General features: G+C 69.6%; 14 protein-coding genes and 1 pseudogene. 3 read left to right on the top strand and 12 right to left on the bottom strand.

The features are described 5' to 3' along the window. Positions 1 to 7 precede the first annotated feature (7 nt). The 4 genes and pseudogenes from JHN63_RS10310 to JHN63_RS10295 all read right to left on the bottom strand — a co-directional run bounded on the left by JHN63_RS10310 (position 8) and on the right by JHN63_RS10295 (position 4,673). A pseudogene (locus tag JHN63_RS10310) lies at positions 8 to 1,413 on the bottom strand (glycoside hydrolase family 32 protein). Continuing rightward, positions 1,410 to 2,291 (bottom strand): carbohydrate ABC transporter permease, encoded by an 882-nt coding sequence (locus JHN63_RS10305; RefSeq protein ID WP_200679005.1) that lies wholly within the window; start codon positions 2,289 to 2,291, stop codon positions 1,410 to 1,412. The pseudogene JHN63_RS10310 and the gene JHN63_RS10305 overlap by 4 nt, the downstream one beginning before the upstream one ends. Positions 2,292 to 2,304: 13 nt before the next feature. After that, complete coding sequence (locus JHN63_RS10300) at positions 2,305 to 3,267, bottom strand: carbohydrate ABC transporter permease (protein WP_200679003.1); 963 nt, start codon at positions 3,265 to 3,267, stop codon at positions 2,305 to 2,307. Continuing rightward, positions 3,264 to 4,673, bottom strand: coding sequence for an extracellular solute-binding protein (locus tag JHN63_RS10295; RefSeq protein WP_200679001.1), 1,410 nt, complete (start codon positions 4,671 to 4,673; stop codon positions 3,264 to 3,266). Before JHN63_RS10295 ends, JHN63_RS10300 begins: the two co-directional genes overlap by 4 nt. Positions 4,674 to 4,846: 173 nt before the next feature. Here JHN63_RS10295 and JHN63_RS10290 point away from each other — a divergent pair, with 173 nt between their 5' ends. After that, a complete protein-coding gene (locus JHN63_RS10290) occupies positions 4,847 to 6,490 on the top strand; it encodes a GH32 C-terminal domain-containing protein (RefSeq protein ID WP_234476399.1) in 1,644 nt (547 codons plus the stop codon). A gap of 151 nt (positions 6,491 to 6,641) precedes the next feature. On the opposite strand, the gene JHN63_RS10285 is transcribed toward JHN63_RS10290, so the two are convergent. Together JHN63_RS10285 and JHN63_RS10280 are read right to left on the bottom strand one after the other, a co-directional pair. After that, on the bottom strand, positions 6,642 to 7,970 hold the full coding sequence (locus tag JHN63_RS10285; RefSeq protein WP_200678998.1) for a class I SAM-dependent RNA methyltransferase: 1,329 nt from the start codon (positions 7,968 to 7,970) through the stop codon (positions 6,642 to 6,644). Positions 7,971 to 8,068: 98 nt separating this feature from the next. Continuing rightward, entirely contained in the window at positions 8,069 to 10,120 is a 2,052-nt protein-coding gene (locus tag JHN63_RS10280; protein ID WP_200678996.1) for an APC family permease, read from the bottom strand. Positions 10,121 to 10,489: 369 nt separating this feature from the next. Here JHN63_RS10280 and JHN63_RS10275 point away from each other — a divergent pair, with 369 nt between their 5' ends. Together JHN63_RS10275 and JHN63_RS10270 are read left to right on the top strand one after the other, a co-directional pair. Then, positions 10,490 to 11,161, top strand: a complete 672-nt coding sequence (locus tag JHN63_RS10275; protein ID WP_033283949.1) for a TrkA family potassium uptake protein — start codon at positions 10,490 to 10,492, stop codon at positions 11,159 to 11,161. Then, entirely contained in the window at positions 11,161 to 11,838 is a 678-nt protein-coding gene (locus tag JHN63_RS10270; RefSeq protein WP_200678994.1) for a TrkA family potassium uptake protein, read from the top strand. The genes JHN63_RS10275 and JHN63_RS10270 overlap by 1 nt, the downstream gene beginning before the upstream one ends. 71 nt (positions 11,839 to 11,909) lie before the next feature. Here the strand turns inward: JHN63_RS10270 and JHN63_RS10265 are convergent, their stop codons facing one another. From JHN63_RS10265 to JHN63_RS10240, 6 genes are all read right to left on the bottom strand, one after another. Then, positions 11,910 to 12,689 (bottom strand): DUF3159 domain-containing protein, encoded by a 780-nt coding sequence (locus JHN63_RS10265; RefSeq protein WP_200678992.1) that lies wholly within the window; start codon positions 12,687 to 12,689, stop codon positions 11,910 to 11,912. 3 nt (positions 12,690 to 12,692) lie between these two features. Beyond that, a complete protein-coding gene (locus JHN63_RS10260; RefSeq protein WP_200678990.1) occupies positions 12,693 to 13,091 on the bottom strand; it encodes an OB-fold nucleic acid binding domain-containing protein in 399 nt (132 codons plus the stop codon). Positions 13,092 to 13,136: 45 nt separating this feature from the next. Continuing rightward, positions 13,137 to 13,820, bottom strand: coding sequence for a response regulator (locus tag JHN63_RS10255; protein ID WP_200678988.1), 684 nt, complete (start codon positions 13,818 to 13,820; stop codon positions 13,137 to 13,139). Continuing rightward, entirely contained in the window at positions 13,817 to 16,369 is a 2,553-nt protein-coding gene (locus JHN63_RS10250; protein ID WP_200678986.1) for a sensor histidine kinase KdpD, read from the bottom strand. The genes JHN63_RS10255 and JHN63_RS10250 overlap by 4 nt, the downstream gene beginning before the upstream one ends. Positions 16,370 to 16,521: 152 nt before the next feature. After that, positions 16,522 to 17,703 carry an alginate lyase family protein gene (locus JHN63_RS10245; RefSeq protein WP_307781864.1) on the bottom strand — a complete coding sequence of 394 codons (1,182 nt, stop codon included), beginning with the start codon at positions 17,701 to 17,703 and terminating at the stop codon, positions 16,522 to 16,524. A gap of 158 nt (positions 17,704 to 17,861) precedes the next feature. Then, on the bottom strand, positions 17,862 to 18,620 hold the full coding sequence (locus JHN63_RS10240; RefSeq protein ID WP_200678982.1) for a DUF3710 domain-containing protein: 759 nt from the start codon (positions 18,618 to 18,620) through the stop codon (positions 17,862 to 17,864). Position 18,621: the final 1 nt, after the last annotated feature.

The raw sequence follows: 18,621 nt of genomic DNA, 5'->3' as shown, positions 1-18,621 counted from the left end.
CCCGTGATCAGCCGCGACTCCCCGGGTCCAGCGCCCACCCGATGACCCGGGCCCCCGCCCCATCGACGACCAACTCCGCGATGTCCTCAGGACGCCGGTAGACGCGCTCGGTGATCATCGCCCGGTCCGTGACGAAGAGTTCGAGGAGCGAGCCGTCGATGAGCAGGCGGAGCGCGAGTTCCGGGCCCTTCGGCACGTGCACGGTGATCGGGGCGGAGCCTTCCCTGCCGGTCCGGGGCCAGGCGCTGCGGTCGAGGACGACGGTTCCCGAGGCGGGGTCCGCACAGACCGTCAGCTCTCGGCCCGACGCGTCCCGGAGCAGGCTCACCGTGGTCGGTTCGCGGGCGGTGACCGTCAGGTCGTAGGCGGAGGGAAGCGGGACCCGGCCCGGTGCCGTGACGAACGGGTCGGCCGGGCGCAGCAGTTCGAGTTCCGGGGCCGGGGTCACACGTAGTGAACCGTCGGGGTGGACGTCGACCACCCGGGGCGCCGTGAGTACGCCCGCCCATCCGGCCCGGTCCAGCTCCTCCTGCTCGCGGGGCTCCCACGACCAGCCCCACAGCAGTGCGCGGTCCGGCTCCTGGAGCACGGCGGGGGCGTAGAAGTCCCGGCCCTGGTCGAGTCGGCCGCCGGTGCGCGTGACGAACCGCAACTCGCCCTCGCTGTCGGGCTCCAGACGACCCGTCAAATATCCGGTGGAGCAGGGGTCTCCGTCCCACAGGGACACCAGGAGTACGTGGTCGCCGGCCGCCGTCCGGTACAGGTGCGGGCACTCCCAGCCCACCGACTTGTCGCCGAACACGGCCGCGGCCACAGGGTCGTTGCCGTCCAGCAGCACACCGGCGAACCGCCAGTCGGTCAGGTCGTCGCAGTCGTAGAGCAGGACCGATGGTGTGCCGTCGGCGTGGCCGGCGCCGACGAGGGCCCAGCGCCGGTCCGCGTGGTGGAAGACGAACGGGTCGCGGAACATCACCACGTCCAGGCCGGGGGGTCCAGGCCGGGGGGCGGACCGGCCACCACCGGGGTCGGCAGTGGCTTCCACTCGGTCAGTCGCTCGTCGTCGGGGTCGGCCGCCCGCGCCAGGCAGATGGTGCCGAGTCCGGTGTGGGTACGGTCAACTCCCGTGTACACGGCGGTCGGTGTGCCCGCGTCGTCGGTCACGCAGCCCGACCAGCAGCCCGCCTCGTCGGGGCCGCCGGGCGTCGGGGTGAGCGCGATCGGATGGTGCTCCCAGTGCGCGAGGTCGGTGCTGGAGGCATGACCCCAGTGGACGTTCGCGTGCACCGGTGCGTCGGGGTTGTGCTGGTAGAAGAGGTGGTAGCGGTCCCGCCAACGGAACGGCCCATTGGGGTCGTTGATCCAGCCGGCGGGCGGACGGACCCTGAAACGCGGTGCGTTGGGGTCATGGCTCAACGGTTGACTCCTGCCGAGGTGATGCCCTCACGCAGAGGGCGCTGGCCGACGACGAACACGGCGAGGGCGGGGAGCATCGAGAGCACGACACCGGCGAGGACGACGGAGATCGAGCCGGTGCCGAGGTTGCCCTGGAGGGAGACCAGACCCAGCGGAAGCGTGTAGTTCTGGCTGGAGGTCTCCAGGATGAGTGGGCGGAAGAACTCGTTCCAGTGGTAGTTGAAGGCCAGTACGCCGACGATCGCCAGGCCGGGCGCGGCCAGCGGCGCGTACACCGAGCGGAAGATCCGCCAGGGCCCCGCACCGTCCAGCATGGCCGCCTCGCCCAGGTCCTTGGGCATACCGAGGAAGTACTGGCGCATCAGGAACGTGCCGAAGGCCGTCGGGAAGGCCGGGACGATCAGGCCGAGAAGCGTGTCGGTGAGGCCCATCGACTTCAGCACCAGGAACACCGGCACGATCGTGACCTGCAACGGCACCATCATGGTCGCCAGGACCAGGCCGAAGAGCGGCCTCTTGAAACGGAACTCCATGCGCGCGAAGGCGTATCCGGCGAGGCCCGCCGTGATCATCTGGCCGACGGCGATCAACGCCGTCACCAGCGTGGAGTTCAGGGCGAGCAGCCACACGTCGATCTGATCGAAGACCCCGCGGTAGGCGGCGGTCGTCGGGTGCGTGGGGATGATCTGCGGAGGCAGGTCGAAGGACTGGGCCGGCGTGCGCAGCGAGGTGGAGACGGTCCAGATGACCGGGCCGAGTGTCAGCAGGGCGCACACGGTCAGGGTGGCGATCCGGGCCCAGGGGGCGAGTGAGTGACGTACGCGGTTCAGAGTCGGGGTCGTTTTCAGGGTCGGGGTTGCTTGGCTCACAGCGCTCATGCGGCTCACCGGCTCACTGGTAGTGGACGAAACGCCGGCTGAGCCGGAACTGGAGGGCGGTGACCGCCATGATCAGCGCGAAGAGCAGCGTGCCCACCGCGGATGCCTCGCCGAAGTCGAGCTGCTCGAAGGCCCGCTCGTAGATCACCATCACGACGGTGCGGGTGGCGTCGCCGGGCCCGCCGTCGGTGAGGACGTAGGGCTGTTCGAAGACCTGGAGGGCATTGATGATGCCGACCACCGACGCGACGAGCAGCGTCGGCGACAGGAGCGGCAGCGTGATCCCGAGGTGCTTGCGCAGGCCGGTCGCGCCGTCGAGGGCGGCGGCCTCGTGGATCTCCTTGGGGATGTTGTTCAGGCCCCCGACGAACAGCAGGAACGAGAAACCGAACTGCTGCCAGACGTAGACCAGGACCACCGTGGCCATCGCCGCGTGCTCGGAGGTCAGCCAGGGCACGGGGGCGACGCCGACCAGGCCGATCAGCCAGTTCACCACCCCGAAGTCCTGGTTGAACAGGTACTTCATCACCACCGAGATGGACGCGGCGGACAGCACCAGGGGGAAGAAGAAGGCCGAACGGAACAGCGACCGCAGCCACACCGGCATCCGCGCGTTCAGCGCGAGTGCCAGCGACAGCGCGACCAGCAGTTGCAGCGTGACCGCGAGAATCATGAAGAGGAGCGTGTTGCGGAAGGAGACCAGGACGGTCGAATCCGTGAAGGTGGTGCGGTAGTTGGCGCCGCCGGCGAACCGGGGCGGGTCGATCACGTTCCAGTGGAACAGGCTCAGCACGATCGACCCGATGATCGGCACGACCGTGAAGACGACGATGCCGACGACCGTGGGCGCCAGGAACAGCCCGGCCAGCAGCCGGGAGCCGCGGTCGCGGACGGACGGCCGTACGACGGCGGGTGGCGTGGCGGGCCGCGAACGGAGGGACGGAACCGGGGAGTTGGGGACCTGGGTGTTCGTCATATCTCACGCTCCATGGCCTGCTCCAGGTCGCCCTGCATCCGGCGCAGCGCGGGGCCCACCGCACGCGGCGAGGCCAGCGCGGTGCCGGTGTACTTGAGCAGGACGTCGGTCACCTCGGCGACCTGCGGCGGCGCGGGGATCGGGCCGGTGTCGGGAAACTTGTCGAGGGTGTCGTAGAAGACCCGCCAGTGGGCCGGGCCGCTCTCGGCGTAGCGTGCGGCGTTCAGCATCGAACGGCGGGCCGGGGTCGTCTGGTTGCTCCGGAACAGCCGGGTCATGGTGTCCTTGCGGGCCGCGTACTTGATGAACTCCCAGGCGGCTTCCTGCTTCTTCGAGGTGCGCAGCAGCGCGTAGCCCGCCGCGCCGAACTGGTGGCGCTGGGTGCGCCAGCGCGGGAAGTACTGCACGTCGTAGCCGTCGGCCCGCATGCCGGCCTGTTGCAGGCCGCCCGCCCAGAAGCCGCCCGCCGGGGTGACGCCGACGCGGCCGGTGGAGAACACGCCGACCAGATTGCTGCCGTTGCCGCCCTCGGGCCGGGTGCACAGGTCCTCCTGGACGAGGGAGGCGAGATAGTCGTACGCCTCCTCGACCCGGTCGGCGGTGGCCTGCGGGGTGCTCCAGCGGAAGCCACCGCCGCGCCCCTGTCGGTCGGCGGCCGGGTAGAAGCCGTCCCACAGCCAGGAACCGCCGGGCGCCTTCGACTCCTTCAGCAGGTTCGTGCCGTTCGCGAAGAGCCAGGGGACCACGCCGCCCCACAGCCGGTTGGTCCAGAAGTACGGCGTGAAGTGCGCCCCGCTGGTGCGTTTCATCTCCCGCAGCAGCGCGGTGAAGTCGTCGCGGCTCCAGTCGGCCGCCGGGAAGCCGGCGCCCGCCCGCTTCAGCACCTGCTTGTTCAGGTACATGTCGGCGGCGTTGAACTCCATCGGGAGTTGGTAGAGGTGCCCCTCGTACATCATCGACTCCACCAGCGAGGGGTGGACGTCGGCGAAGTACTCGCGCAGTTCCGCCGCGTCCCGCCGCACCCAGTGGTCCAGGGCCACGCCGAGCCGCTGGGCGAACAACTGCACGCCCTCGGTGGCCACATACACCAGGTCGGGGGCGGTGCCCGCGGCGATCTGGGTGAGGATCTTCGCGAAGAAGTCCGACCAGTCGACGGCCTGCACCGCGTTCACCCGCAGCGGGATGTCGGGGTGGAGCCGGTGGAAGCCCCGGGTGAGGGCGTCGATGGTGGCCGGGTCGAAGGCGGCGCCGAGGGTGGCGACGACGAGGGAGCCGTCGTCACGGCCGGGGATGTCGGCTCCCGTGAGCCGGTCCCAGCTCGCGGCGGTCCCGGCCAGGGCGGCTGCTCCGGCCCCGTACGCGCCGTACCGCAGCAGCGTGCGGCGGGGGATGTGCGAGTCAGTCATCAACGGGCCTAACTCGTGTTAGTTCAGGGGTGATGCCCAGATGATGGGAACCGGGCGGCAGGCCTGTCAAGGGTCGTGAACGCGCGACCTTTATCGGGTTAGGCCCCTTGACCTTTATCGAGTTAGGTCTACAGTCCTCGTTCGCAGGAGCCGCACGAGAGGAACGATGCGTCATGCCCGGAACATCGGGGACTTCATCACGGATTTCATCAGGGACTTCATCCGGGACGTCATCAGGCTCGTCGTCAGGGATCTCCAGGAGATCACTGTTCGCGGGATCGGCGGCGGGCACGGCCGCCGCGCTGCTGTCCGCCGGAACGGCCGCGGCCGCCCCGAAGCACCGGCCCAAGGCCGAGGGCGCCGCCAAGTCCGCGGTGAGCGGGGCGAGTTACCGCGCCGCGTACCACTTCACGGTCCCCGACCAGTGGAAGAACGACCCGCAGCGGCCCGTCTGGATCGACGGCGAGTACCGCTACTACTACCTCTACAACGCCGACTACTTCACCGGTGCCGTCGGCACCGCGTGGCGCCTGGCCACCACCACGGACCTGGTCTCCTTCACCGACCGCGGGGTCGCCGCGCCCAAGGACACCACGTCCAACGGCGATCTCTGGTCGGGCTCCGCGGTGGTCGACACCGGCAACACGGCCGGGTTCGGCGCGGGCGCGGTCGTCGTCATCGTCACCATGTCCCCCGGCGACGGGGCCGACCAGCAGGCGCAGTTCCTGTACTACTCGACCGACGGCGGTCTCACCTTCACCAACTACGGGACCGCCCCCGTCCTGCCCAACCCCGGCGTCGCCGACTTCCGCGACCCCAAGGTGATCCGCGACGAGGACCGGGGCCGCTGGGTGATGGCCCTCGCCGAGAACGACAAGATCGGCTTCTACCACTCCGACGACCTCAAGTCCTGGACGTACGTGGGCGGTTTCGTCCACGACGGCATCGGTGTCCTGGAGTGCCCCGACCTGTTCCGCATCACCGCCGGCGACGGCACCGTGAAGTGGGTGCTGGGCGCGAGCGCCAACGGAAAGGCATCCGGGTTGCCCAACACGTACGCCTACTGGACGGGTTCCTTCGACGGCAGCGCGTTCACCGCTGACACGAGTGACCCGCAGTGGCTCGACCACGGCTGGGACTGGTACGCCGCCGTCACCTTCGAGAAGCGGAACGCGAGCGGCGCGGTGGACGCGGCCGCCCGGTACGCGATCGGGTGGGTGAACAACTGGGACTACGCCAACACGACCCCCACCATCGACTGCGACGGCTTCAACGGCACCGACTCCGTCGTCCGCGAGATCACCCTGAAGAAGGCGTCCGACAACTCCTACTACCTCGCCTCCCAGCCCGTCGCCGGCCTCGACTCGCATGTCTCCCGCACCGTGAACCTGGGCGACGTGACCGTGGACGGCACGAAGGTGCTCGACTACACCGGTATCTCCTACGAGGTGACGACCGAGATCACGTGGTCCCAACTCACCGGCGCGGGCCTCCAGTTGAGGCGCTCACCCGACGGCGGCCGGCACATCGACGCCGGGATCTACGCCGACTACGCCTTCCTCAACCGACGAGGCACGGTGAACGCGGACACGTCCGGCAAGTGGCAGGAGAGCCACACACCGTTCGCCCCGTCCGCCGGCACGGTGAAGCTGCGCATCCTGGTCGACCGCACATCGGTGGAGATGTTCGTCGACGACGGCCGCTACGTGCACACCAGCCAGGTGTTCCCGTACGTGCTGGACACCCGGCTCGCGCTGTTCACGATCGGGGGCAGCGCGGTGTTCCGGAACACGGTGATACGCGAGTTCTCGGTGTGAGACCGGCCCGACCTCCCACCGCGGAACTTCCGCGGGAGCGGAGGTCGGGGTCGGCGCGAGAGGATTGGAACCTGATCATTTCGGCGTCGGGACATCGCCCGGGACCCCCACACCGCACCCGATGCGCGCACAAAAAATGCTGCTCAGGAGCTCAGGAGCTCTTCGCGACCGGCTCCAGAATCGCCACGCACTCCACGTGATGAGTCATCGGAAAAAGATCGAACGCCCGCAACGTCCGCACCCGATACCCCCCGTCCCGGAAGTACCCCAGGTCCCGCGCCAACGCCGCCGGATCGCACGCCACATACGCGATCTTCCGCGCCCCCAGCGACGACAGGTGCTCCACGGTCTTCTTGCCGGCCCCCGAGCGCGGCGGGTCGAGGACGATCAGATCGACCTCGCTGATCCCCGTCTTCGGGAGCACGCTCTCGACCTTCCCCTGCTCGATCCGCACCCGCTCCAACCCGGCGAGGTTGTGCCGCGCGTCCTCGACCGCGCGCTTGCCGGACTCGATGCCGAGGACCGCGCCCTTGTCGCCGAGGCGGTCGGCGAGCGCGCCGGCGAAGAGGCCGACGCCGCAGTACAGGTCGAGGGCCATGTCGCCCTTGCGCGGGAGCAGGCCCTGCATGACCGCCTTGACGAGGGTGTCCGCGGCCATCGGGTGGACCTGCCAGAAGCCGCCGCTGCCGACGCGGTACGTACGGCCGTCGGCCCGCTCGCGGACGAACGCGCGGCCGTGGACGCGGTGGATGCCGCCGTCGTGCTCCTCGACGCGCATGACGGAGACGGGGCGTTCGAGTTCGACCAGGGGCAGGCGGGCGCCGGGACGGGGCTCCAGGATGACCATGCGGTCCTGGGAACCCGTCGCCGCGATCGCGTCGACCGAGGCCATGCCGGACCAGTCGCGCTCCTCGATGCCCAGCTCGCTGACGCCCGGCGCCGCGATCATGCAGTGCTCGATGGGCTCGACCTCGTGCGAACGGTGCTTGCGCAGACCGGCGTTGCCGTCGACGTCCACCGCGTACTGCACGCGCGTGCGCCACTGCGGGACCTGACCTGCGGGCAGCTTGTCGCCCTCGGCCGGCATCACCGTGCCGTCCCAGCCGGCCTCCTCGGGCGTGAGCCCCGCGAGCCGCTGCAACTGCTCGGCGATGACCTCGCCCTTGAGGCGACGCTGGGCGCCGGGCTTCGCGTGCTGCCAGTCGCAGCCGCCGCAGCGACCCGGACCGGCGTACGGACAGGGCGCCTCGACCCGGTCCTTGGACGCCTCCAGGACGGTCACCGCGTCGGCCCGCAGGAACCGCGCGCCCTCCTCGCCGTCGGTGACCCGCGCGACCACACGCTCACCGGGCAGCGTGTGCCGGACGAACAGCACCTGGCCCTCGGCCGTACGGGCGATGCAGTGCCCGCCATGGGCGACGGGGCCCACCTCGACCTCGTACTCCTCCCCCACCAGCGATTTCTTCGGTTCTGCCTGCATGGCGGGGTGACTCCACAACGTCAAAGGGGGAACGGCCGGACAACAGCCCACCAGTCTACGTGGGCCCTGCCCGACCGCTCACCACAAAGCCGTCCCGGCTACAGCTTGGACTTCGGGGACTCGGTGTGCCGCTCCTCCGCAGGACCCCGCCGCACCGCACCCGGCGCGCTCCACTCCTGCCGCTTGCGGGCGCGGTTCTTCGCCGCCTCGGAGGACTCCAGCTGGTACGGCACCGACGTCACCATCACGCCCGGCGTGAAGAGCAGCCGGCCCTTCAGTCGGAGTGCGCTCTGGTTGTGGAGGAGGTGCTCGTACCAGTGCCCGACCACGTACTCGGGGATGATCACGGACACCGCGTCCCGCGGCGACTCCTTCCGCAGCCCCTTCACGTACTCGATGATCGGCCGCGTGATCTCCCGGTACGGCGAGTCCAGCACCTTCAGCGGTACGTCGATCCCGCGCCGCTCCCACTCCTCGCGCAGCGCCTTGGTCTCGGCCGGGTCCACGTTGACGCTGAGCGCCTCCAGGGTGTCCGAGCGCATCAACTTGGCGTAGGCCAGGGCCCGCAGCGCCGGGCGGTGGATCTTGGAGATCAGGACGACCGAGTGGACGCGGGAGGGGCGGAGGCTGTCGTCGCTGGGGCCCTCGGGGGCCGCGATCTCCTCGGCGACCCGGTCGTAGTGCTTACGGATCGCGGTCATCGTGGCGTAGAAGATGCACATGCCGAGCAGCGCCACCCAGGCGCCGTGGGTGAACTTCGTGACCAGGACGACGACCAGGACGAGACCCGTGAAGAACGCGCCGAACGTGTTGATCGCGCGCGAGCGGACCATGTGACGGCGCTTGGCCTGGTCCTTCTCGGTGGCGAGGTGGCGGTTCCAGTGCCGGACCATGCCGGTCTGGCTGAGGGTGAACGACACGAACACGCCGACGATGTAGAGCTGGATCAGCCGGGTCGAGTCGGCGCCGTAGATCGCGATCAGCAGGGTGGCCGTGCCGGCCAGCAGCACGATGCCGTTGGAGAAGGCCAGGCGGTCGCCGCGGGTGTGCAGCTGGCGCGGGAGGTAGCGGTCCTGGGCGAGGATCGAGCCGAGGAGCGGGAAGCCGTTGTACGCCGTGTTGGCGGCCAGGAACAGGACCAGCGCGGTGGCCGCGGCGAGGACGACGAACAGGAAGCTGCCCTTGCCGAACACGGCCTCGGCGACCTGGGAGATCACCGGGTTCTGGACATAGCCGGAGCCGATCGCGACGCCGTTGTGGAGGAGGTCGGTGGCCGGGTTCTCGGCCATGCGGACCTTGGTCGTCATGGCCAGCGCGATGATTCCGCAGAACATCGTCACGGCCAGGATGCCCATCGCCGCGAGGGTGGTCGCCGCGTTCTTCGACTTCGGCTTGCGGAAGGCCGGGACGCCGTTGGAGATCGCCTCGACGCCGGTGAGCGCGGCGCAGCCGGAGGAGAAGGCGCGCAGCATCAGGAAGACCAGCGCGAAGCCCGCGAGGCCCTGGTGCTCGGCCTTGATGTGGTAACTCGCGGTCGGCGCGCGCATGGTGTCGCCGAGGACGAGTCCGCGGAAGGCACCCCACGCGATCATGACGAAGACGCCCGCGACGAAAACGTACGTCGGGATCGCGAACAGCGAACCGGACTCCTTCACCCCGCGCAGGTTCATCAGCGTGAGGAGCACCACGACGGCGACCGCGCAGATCACCTTGTGCTCGACCACGAAGGGGATCGCGGAGCCGAGGTTCTCGATGCCGGAGGCGATCGAGACGGCGACGGTGAGGACGTAGTCGACCAGCAGGGCGCTGGCGACGGTGAGGCCGGCCTTGGGGCCGAGGTTGGTGGTGGCCACCTCGTAGTCGCCGCCGCCGCTGGGGTAGGCGTGGACGTTCTGCCGGTAGGAGGCGACCACGGTGAACATCAGCACCACGACCGCGACCGCGATCCAGGGGCTGAAGTGATAGGCCGACACGCCCGCGATGGAGAGGACCAGCAGCACCTCGCCGGGCGCGTACGCGACGGAGGACAGCGGGTCGGAAGCGAAGACGGGGAGCGCGATGCGCTTCGGCAGGAGCGTTTCGCCCAACCGGTCGCTGCGCAGTGCGCGCCCGATGAGGATGCGCTTGGGCACGTCGGTCAGTTTGGACACAACAGGGGATCGTAGGCCTTCGAACAGGCGATCCTCTACTCGCCACCTGCCTGAGCCCTGTCATCTGCCTCACGAGTGAAATAAGGGACGAGCGGAGTTGCGGATTCCGTCGAGAGCGCCGACTCCGTGTCTATATGACAAAACCCCGCTCCCGCCGCCTCCTGGAGGTTCCATGCCCTCGACCGCAGAGCTGATCGGCGCCCTGGCCGCCCTCGTCGGCCTCGGAATCCTGACCCGGGCCAGCGTGCGCAGCATCGGCCGCCGCTGACGCACAGGGGTGCCCCCAAAGGACCGGACGTGTGTACTTTGGCCTCGGTCTGAGACCCTGATGGGGCTGAGCATTGATTTCAGGACACCGGAAGGACGGTCGTGCACATCGTCATCATGGGCTGCGGCAGAGTGGGTTCCGCTCTCGCCCAGACCCTGGAGCAACAGGGGCACACGGTCGCCGTGATCGACCAGGACCCCACCGCCTTCCGTCGGCTGGGCCCGGGATTCGGCGGCCGCCGGGTCACCGGGGTCGGCTTCGACCAGGACACGCTGCGCGAAGCGGGCATCGAGGAGGCGGGCGCGTTCGCGGCCGTCTCCAGCGGTGACAACTCGAACATCATCTCGGCGCGCGTGGCCCGCGAGATGTTCGGCGTGGAGAACGTAGCGGCCCGTATCTACGACCCCCGCCGTGCCGAGGTCTACCAGCGTCTGGGCATCCCCACCGTGGCCACGGTCCGCTGGACCGCCGACCAGATGCTGCGCCGGCTGCTGCCCTCGGGCGCGGAGCCGCTGTGGCGGGACCCCACCGGCGGGGTCCAGCTCGCCGAGGTGCACGCCTCGGCCGCCTGGGTCGGCCAGCGGATCAGCAAGCTTCAGGAGGAGACGGGCGTCCGCGTGGCGTTCCTCACCCGTCTCGGCGAGGCGATGCTGCCCTCTTCGCAGACCGTGTTGCAGGAGGGCGACCTCGTGCACGTGATGATGCGTACGGACGAGGTCGACAAGGTCGAGGCGGCGTTCGCCAAGGGTCCCGAAGAGGAGGGCGGTCACTGATGAGGGTCGCCATTGCCGGAGCCGGCGCGGTCGGACGTTCGATCGCCGGTGAGCTGTTGGAGAACGGTCACGAGATCCTTCTCATCGACAAGGCCCCGACCGCGATCTCGGTCGAGCGGGTCCCCCAGGCGGAGTGGCTGCTGGCCGACGCCTGCGAGATCACGTCCCTGGACGAGGCGGCGCTCCAGCGCTGCAACGTCGTGATCGCCGCGACCGGAGACGACAAGGTCAACCTCGTCGTCTCCCTCCTCGCGAAGACGGAGTACGGCGTCCCGCGCGTCGTCGCCCGCGTCAACAACCCCAAGAACGAGTGGCTCTTCAACGAGTCCTGGGGCGTCGACGTGGCCGTCTCCACCCCCCGCCTGATGTCGGCCCTGGTCGAGGAGGCGGTCTCGGTCGGCGACCTGGTCCGCCTCCTCCGCTTCAGCCACGGCGACGCGAACCTCGTCGAGCTGACCCTCCCCGAGGAGTCCGCCCTCGCGGGGACCCAGGTCGGCGACGTGGAGTGGCCCGAGGACACGTCCCTGGTCACGATCATCCGCGGCACCCGCGTCCTGACCCCGACCCGCGAGGACTCCCTGGAGGCGGGCGACGAGCTGCTGTTCGTGGCGGCTCAGGCGCGCGAGGAGCAGCTGGAGGATCTGCTGTCGGTACGCCGGGAGGACGCGGCGAGCTGATCGGTTCTACGACGAAGAGGGCGCCCTGAGATCTCAGGGCGCCCTCTTCGTCGTAGCGGAGTATCGGGGGGTTATGCGTCGCGCCGGTGCCGTCCCGACGTGGCGTCCTGTGTCTCGCCGGTGGCCTCGGCCGCCGCCTTGCGGTCCTTCTCGGCCTGCTCCTCCGCCTCCATCTCCGCGAACACGTCGATCGGCGCGGGCGCCTTCGCGAGGAAGACCCAGGTGAGCCAGACGGCGAGGAGGAAGGGCGGGATCTTCAACGCGACCAGGACCCAGCCGAGTTGGGCCGTGTTGGCCCACCAGTAGAGCGGGAAGAGGATCGCGCACTTGGCGAGCAGGATCAGGCCCCAGGCCCAACTGGCCTTCGCGTAGGCCTTCTTGCGGCCGGGGTTGCGGGTCCGCCAGGAGAGGTTCTCCTTGAAGACCGGGCCCAGGATCAGGCCGATCAGCGGGACGCCGGCGAGGGTCGTGATGATGTACGCCAGGGCCAGGCCCAGCGTGTAGAGCATGCCGGGGAGGTAGAAGTTCTTGGCGTTGCCCGTCATCATCGCGAAGACGACACCGAAGGCGACACCGAAGACACCGCTGAAGGCGTGCTTGACGGTGTCCCGGCTCACCAGCCGGACCACGACCAGGCCCAGCGCCAGCGCCAGCGCGGCGATCGCGGACCAGTGCAGGTTCTTGTTGACGGTGAAGATGCTGACGAAGAGCAGGCCGGGCAGGACCGTTTCGATCATGCCGCGCAGTCCGCCGAACGCCTCGAAGAGGGCCGCCTCGGTCACCGCCCGGACATCCTGCTCGCTGTCTTCGGCGTCCACGGTCTCTGTGGTCGGCTTGTCGAGCGACGTCACCGGCTACTCCCGTCCGAGGGGTCTCAGTTCGTATTTCGGGTTGAAGAGCACCCGGCGGCCTCTGCTCATCGAGATCCGGCCGGACGCGATCAGCTTGCGCCCCGGTTCTATCCCCACGATGGAGCGCCTGCCGAGCCACACCACGTCCAGGGCGGCGGAGCCGTCGAACAGCTCGGCCTCCAGGGCCGGGACACCGGCCCGGGGGCGCAGCGTGACCGTGCGCAAGGTACCAGTAACCGTCACGATCTGTCGGTCGTGGCAGTCGCCGATCCGCACACAGCCCTCGGTCTCGGCGTCCTCACGCAGCTCCTCCGACTCCAGGTCCTCCTGCGAGGTGGAGAGCCGGTCGAGCATGCGCCGGAACCGGCCCGCCGGCTTTTCGGAACGAGGTACAGCGCTCATATCTGAAGCGTACCGGGGTCCACCGACAGCAACGTACCCACGTCGTCAACGCTCGAACCGGTAGCCCATCCCGGGCTCCGTGATGAAGTGCTGGGGATGCGCGGGGTCCGTCTCCAGCTTGCGCCGCAGCTGCGCCATGTAGACGCGGAGGTAGTTCGTCTCGGTCCCGTACGACGGCCCCCACACCTCCTGGAGGAGCTGTTTCTGGCTGACCAGCCGCCCGGTGTTGCGCACCAGCACCTCCAGCAGATGCCACTCCGTGGGGGTCAGCCGTACGTCCCGCCCGTCCCGCTGGACCTTCTTGGCGGCCAGGTCGACGGTGAACTCCTCGGTCTCGACCAGGACGTCATCCTCGCCGCCCCCGGTGGGCTCGGCCCGGCGCACGGCGGCCCGCAGCCGGGCGAGCAGCTCGTCCATGCCGAAGGGCTTGGTGACGTAGTCGTCGGCGCCCGCGTCCAGCGCCTCGACCTTCTCGTCGGAGGAGTGCCGGGCGGACAGCACGAGGATCGGCACCCGGGTCCAGCCGCGCAGCCCCCGGATCACCTCGACGCCGTCCATGTCGGGCAGCCCCAGGTCGAGGACGACCACGTCGGGGTGGCGGGAGGCGGCGAGGTCGAGGGCGGTCTTGCCGTCGGCGGCCGCGTCGACCTCGTACTTCCGCGCCTTGAGGTTGATCACGAGGGCCCGCACGATCTGCGGCTCATCCTCGACCACGAGGACCCTGGTCATGAGGCCTGCCTTTCCGGTTGTACGTCGTACACGTCATGCGCGCCTTCTACGGCACCTTTCGCCGCGCGGAGCGTGAGGACCATGGTGAGGCCGCCACCGGGCGTGTCCTCGGCGTTCAGGGTGCCGTTCATCGCCTCGGTGAAGCCGCGCGCCACGGCGAGGCCGAGGCCGACTCCGGCGCCGCGCGGGGCATCGCCGTAGCGCTGGAAGGGCTCGAATATGCGGTCCTTGGCCTCGTCGGGGACTCCCGGGCCGCGGTCGACCACGCGTACCTCGACGCGGTCGGCGATGGCGCTGGCGGACACCAGGACGGTTTCGCCGGGCGGGCTGTACTTGACCGCGTTCTCGACCAGGTTGGCCACCGCCCGCTCCAGCAGCCCTGGGTCGACGGCCACCATGGGCAGCGTCTCCGGGATGTCGAGTTCGGCGCTGCCCTCGGGGACCCCGCCGAGCGCCATCGGGACGACCTCGTCGAGGTCTATCTCGCGGATGATCGGCGTGACCGTGCCGGTCTGGAGGCGGGACATGTCGAGCAGGTTGCCCACGAGGTGGTCGAGCCGGTCGGCGCCGTCCTCGATGCCCTCCAGCAGCTCGGCCTGGTCCTCCTCGGACCACGCCACGTCGTCGGAGCGCAGACTCGACACGGCCGCCTTGATGCCGGCCAGCGGGGTCCGCAGATCGTGGCTCACGGCCGCCAGCAGGGCCGTACGGATGCGATTGCCCTCGGCGAGCGCGCGAGCCTGGTCGGCCTCCTCACGCAGGCGCCTGCGGTCCAGTACGACGGCTGCCTGGGCGGCGAAGGCTGCCAGGACCCGGCGGTCGGAGGCGGGCAGCACACGGCCGGTCAGCGCGAGGGCCATGTGGTCGCCGACCGGCATGTCCACATCGCCGTCCTCGGGCCGCTCCAGCGGCGCCCCCACACCGACCCGGCCCGCGCAGGTCCAGGGGTCCACGTCGCTCTTGCGCTCCAGCAGGGCGACCGACTCCATGCCGAAGGTCTCCCGGACCCGCTCCAGGAGGGCCTCCAGGCTGGTCTCGCCGCGCAGCACGCTGCCCGCGAGGAAGGACAGGATCTCGGACTCGGCGCGCAGCCTGGCGGCCTGCTGGGTGCGTCGCGCGGCGAGGTCCACCACGGAGGCCACGGACACGGCGACGCCGACGAAGATCGCGATGGCGACGATGTTCTTGGGGTCGGCGATGGTCAGCCGGTGCAGCGGGGGCGTGTAGTAGTAGTTCAGCAGGAACGATCCGACGGCCGCCGAGACCAGCGCCGGCAGCAGCCCGCCGAGCAGTGCCGCCGCCACCGTCAGGGACAGGAACAGCAGCATGTCGTTGGCGAGTCCGAGGTGGATCGCGTTCAGGAGGAACGCGAGCCCGACCGGCCCCACCACACCGACCACCCACCCCGAGACGATCCGGGCCCGCCCGAGCCGCGCGCCCCGGGAGACCGGCAGTCCGCGCCCCTTGGCGACCTCCTCGTGGGTGACGATGTGGACGTCCAGGTCGGGCCCGGACTCGCGGGCGACCGTGGCGCCCACTCCCGGCCCGAAGACGTACTGCCAGGTCTTGCGCCGCGAGGAGCCGAGGACGATCTGCGTGGCGTTCACCCCGCGCGCGAAGTCGAGCAGCGCGGCCGGGATGTCGTCGCCGACGACGTGGTGGAAGGTGCCGCCGAGGTCCTCGGCGAGGGTGCGCTGGAGGGCGAGTTCCTTCGGGGAGGCCGAGGTCAGGCCGTCGCTGCGGGAGATGTAGACGGCCAGCACCTCACCGCCGGCCCCCTTCTCGGCGAGCCGCGCGGCCCGCCGTATCAGCGTCCGTCCTTCGGGGCCGCCGGTCAGCCCTACGACGATCCGCTCGCGGGAACCCCAGATCGCCGAGACGTGGTGTTCGCTGCGGTACTCCTGGAGGTACTCGTCGACCCGGTCGGCCACCCACAGGAGGGCCAACTCCCTTAGTGCGGTGAGGTTTCCGGGGCGGAAGTAGTTCGAGAGGGCCGCGTCGACCTTGTCCGGCTTGTAGATGTTGCCGTGCGCCATCCGCCGCCGTAGCGCCTGTGGCGACATGTCGACGAGCTCGATCTGGTCGGCCCGGCGCACGACCTCGTCCGGCACGGTCTCCTGCTGGCGGACCCCGGTGATCGACTCGACGACGTCGCCCAGGGACTCCAGATGCTGGATGTTGACGGTCGACACCACGTCGATGCCGGCCGCGAGCAGCTCCTCGATGTCCTGCCAGCGCTTGGTGTTGCGGGAGCCGGGGATGTTGGTGTGGGCGAGTTCGTCCACCAGGGCGACGGCGGGGGCCCGGCGCAGCACCGCGTCGACGTCCATCTCGGTGAAGACGGTCCCCCGGTAGGCCAGCTCCACGCGCGGGACCTGCTCCAGGCCGTGCAGCATCACCTCGGTGCGGGCCCTGTCGTGGTGCTCCACGAAGGCGACCACGCAGTCGGTGCCCCGCTCCACCCTGCGGTGGGCCTCGGACAGCATGGCGTACGTCTTGCCGACGCCCGGTGCCGCACCGAGGTAGATCCGAAGCTTGCCGCGTCCCATGGCCCCATTGTCTTCCCGTCACGCACGTGTACGCAGCGTCGACTTTACGGCCAATAAGTCCGACAAATGGGGTGGCGAGCCTGGTCCGGGACGTCTTTGACGCAACCCTGATGCCCGTACAGCACCGCACGGGCATCGGGATCAGACGCTGTTCAGTTGGGGTTGTCGCCGTGCGTGAGGGTCTCCCAGGCCACGAAGAGGTTGTTGGTGCCGGCCGGGCGGTTGTCGAGCGTGAGCGTCTGGGTGTTGGTCATGGCGATGCCCAGACGGTTGTGCAGGGCGTTGTAGCCGACCTCGGTGACCGGCCCGAGCCCGAGGGTCAGCGACCCGCCGCACAGCCAGCTCGGCACGGCAGTCCCGAGCTGGTACTTGGCCTGGAACCCGAGCGCCTGCCGCAGCCGCTCGCCCACGTCGGTGCCGTACAGGTCGGTGCCCTGGATCCGGCTGGTCTCGGCGACGTGCGAGATCGAGGAGAGGCCGTACCCGGTGTGCGTGAAGTCGCGGCACGTCTCCTGGGTGAGGCCGGTGACGAAGGTCGACTGGCCCTGCCAGTAACTGACGATCTTCGCCGTGGTGTTGAGGTTCTGGCTCGGCACGGTCTTCGGTACGGAACCGTCCGAGGCGAGGTAGATGTACGCGGCCGTGCGCGTCCGGAAGAGCGCCATGGCCTTGTCGTACGACGTCCTGTCCTCCAGGAAGACGGAGATGCCGATCGCGGCGTCCATCATCGTCAGCTCCCAGTTCCCGTTGGAATTGGAGCCGTTGATGATCTCGGGGAGGTAGACGTTGCGCAGCATGGTCGCGAAGCGGGCCGAGTTGGTCCACGTCCCGGTGTACGTGTACTTGATGATCTCGGCGGCCTTGGGCCAGGAGGAGCCGGCCCAGCCGGTCTGGAGGGGCGCGTTGCTGTTGGTGTGGCTGGTGATCGTGGCCGACCAGGCGTCCATGATCCCGATGGCCTTCTGGGCGTAGCGCGCGTCCTTGGTGATGTACCAGGCGAGCGCGTCGGTGTAGGCCGCTATCGCGTCCTCGCGCTCGTCGGTGCAGCCGTAGTTGGGGTTGGAGTACGAGCCGCACTCGACGACGGCCCTGGGCTTCGGGGTCCGGCTCAGGCTTGCGTAGGAGCTGGCCATCATCTGGTCGTAGGCGCCCTTCCAGGGCTGGGCGCCGGCGAGGACCTCGGTGCGGGCGAAGTCCAACTGACTCCTGGAGACGTCGACTCCGGGATGGACGAAGGTGGCGGGGGCCGCCTGAGCGGTGACGGTGGCGCCGGGCTGGGCGAAGAAGCCCAGGACCAGCGCGGTGACGACGGAGAGCAGGGCAGCGCGGCGCACGGTGACTCCGTTCTCGTATGTGAACAAAGAGCACCCTGATGAACCGGGGCGTTGAGCCGAGACCATAGGTACAGACCAATGCACCGTCAAGAGTGCGCGCACGACGAAGGGCCGCACCCCGGGGAGGGGTACGGCCCTTTCGTGGCTGTCTGTTCCGGCTAGCGGACCTCGGTGATCTCCGGTCCGCGCTGCAACTGGCCCATGCCGCCGGAGAAGCGGGAACCCGCCTCCTCCTGCTGGACACCCTCGGGAACCATCTGGGCGTCGTTCGGCAGCTTCAGGACGATCGGGTCGCGGGGCGCCATCGGGCCCTCGCCGCGCACGACGACCGTGTCCCGGAAGATCTGCTCCAGCAGACCGGCCGCCTGCGGCTGCACCGCGCCCTGCCCGGAGATCACCCCGCGCAGGAACCAGCGCGAACCGTCCACACCGACGAACCGCACCACCTGGAAGCCGCCCGTGCCGTCCGGCAGCTGCACCGGGACCTGCGCGCGCAGCTCCCAGCCCAGCGGCCCCTCGACCTCGTCGACGATGCCGCCCTGCTGGGTGATGCCGCTGGCGATCTCCTCGCGGACCTCACCCCAGATGCCCTCGCGCTTGGGAGCGGCGAAGGCCTGCAACTGGATGGCACTGTCCTTGAGGACCACGGTGGCGGCGACGATCGCGTCACCCGCGACCTCGACCCGCAGCTCCATGCCGTCGACTCCCGGCACGAACAGACCGCCCAGGTCCACCCGGCCCTCGGCGGGGTCGCCGATCTCCGAGTCGTCCCAGGGTCCGTCGGGGCGGGGCTCCGGTTCGAGCCTCACGCGCTCGACCGCTGCTTCGTCCGCCCCAGTGTCGACGTCGTCGACGACCTGCTCGGCCTCGCTCGCCGCGTCCTCGGCGGCAGTGCCCTTCTTGCGACGTCCGAACACG

Origin of the sequence: Streptomyces sp. MBT65, from assembly GCF_016612545.1 — a bacterium.
Lineage (GTDB): Bacteria > Actinomycetota > Actinomycetes > Streptomycetales > Streptomycetaceae > Streptomyces.
Note: the sequence above shows the minus strand (reverse complement) of the source record. Positions and strands in the feature narration are given on the sequence as shown.

What these genes read in the sequence shown, in the direction of transcription:
- JHN63_RS10305 (WP_200679005.1), bottom strand. Translation starts at nt 2,291, where the DNA reads ATGAGCGCTGTGAGCCAAGCAACCCCGACCCTGAAAACGACCCCGACT.
- JHN63_RS10300 (WP_200679003.1), bottom strand. Translation starts at nt 3,267, where the DNA reads ATGACGAACACCCAGGTCCCCAACTCCCCGGTTCCGTCCCTCCGTTCG.
- JHN63_RS10295 (WP_200679001.1), bottom strand. Translation starts at nt 4,673, where the DNA reads ATGACTGACTCGCACATCCCCCGCCGCACGCTGCTGCGGTACGGCGCG.
- JHN63_RS10290 (WP_234476399.1), top strand. Translation starts at nt 4,847, where the DNA reads ATGCCCGGAACATCGGGGACTTCATCACGGATTTCATCAGGGACTTCA.
- JHN63_RS10285 (WP_200678998.1), bottom strand. Translation starts at nt 7,970, where the DNA reads ATGCAGGCAGAACCGAAGAAATCGCTGGTGGGGGAGGAGTACGAGGTC.
- JHN63_RS10270 (WP_200678994.1), top strand. Translation starts at nt 11,161, where the DNA reads ATGAGGGTCGCCATTGCCGGAGCCGGCGCGGTCGGACGTTCGATCGCC.
- JHN63_RS10260 (WP_200678990.1), bottom strand. Translation starts at nt 13,091, where the DNA reads ATGAGCGCTGTACCTCGTTCCGAAAAGCCGGCGGGCCGGTTCCGGCGC.
- JHN63_RS10255 (WP_200678988.1), bottom strand. Translation starts at nt 13,820, where the DNA reads ATGACCAGGGTCCTCGTGGTCGAGGATGAGCCGCAGATCGTGCGGGCC.
- JHN63_RS10250 (WP_200678986.1), bottom strand. Translation starts at nt 16,369, where the DNA reads ATGGGACGCGGCAAGCTTCGGATCTACCTCGGTGCGGCACCGGGCGTC.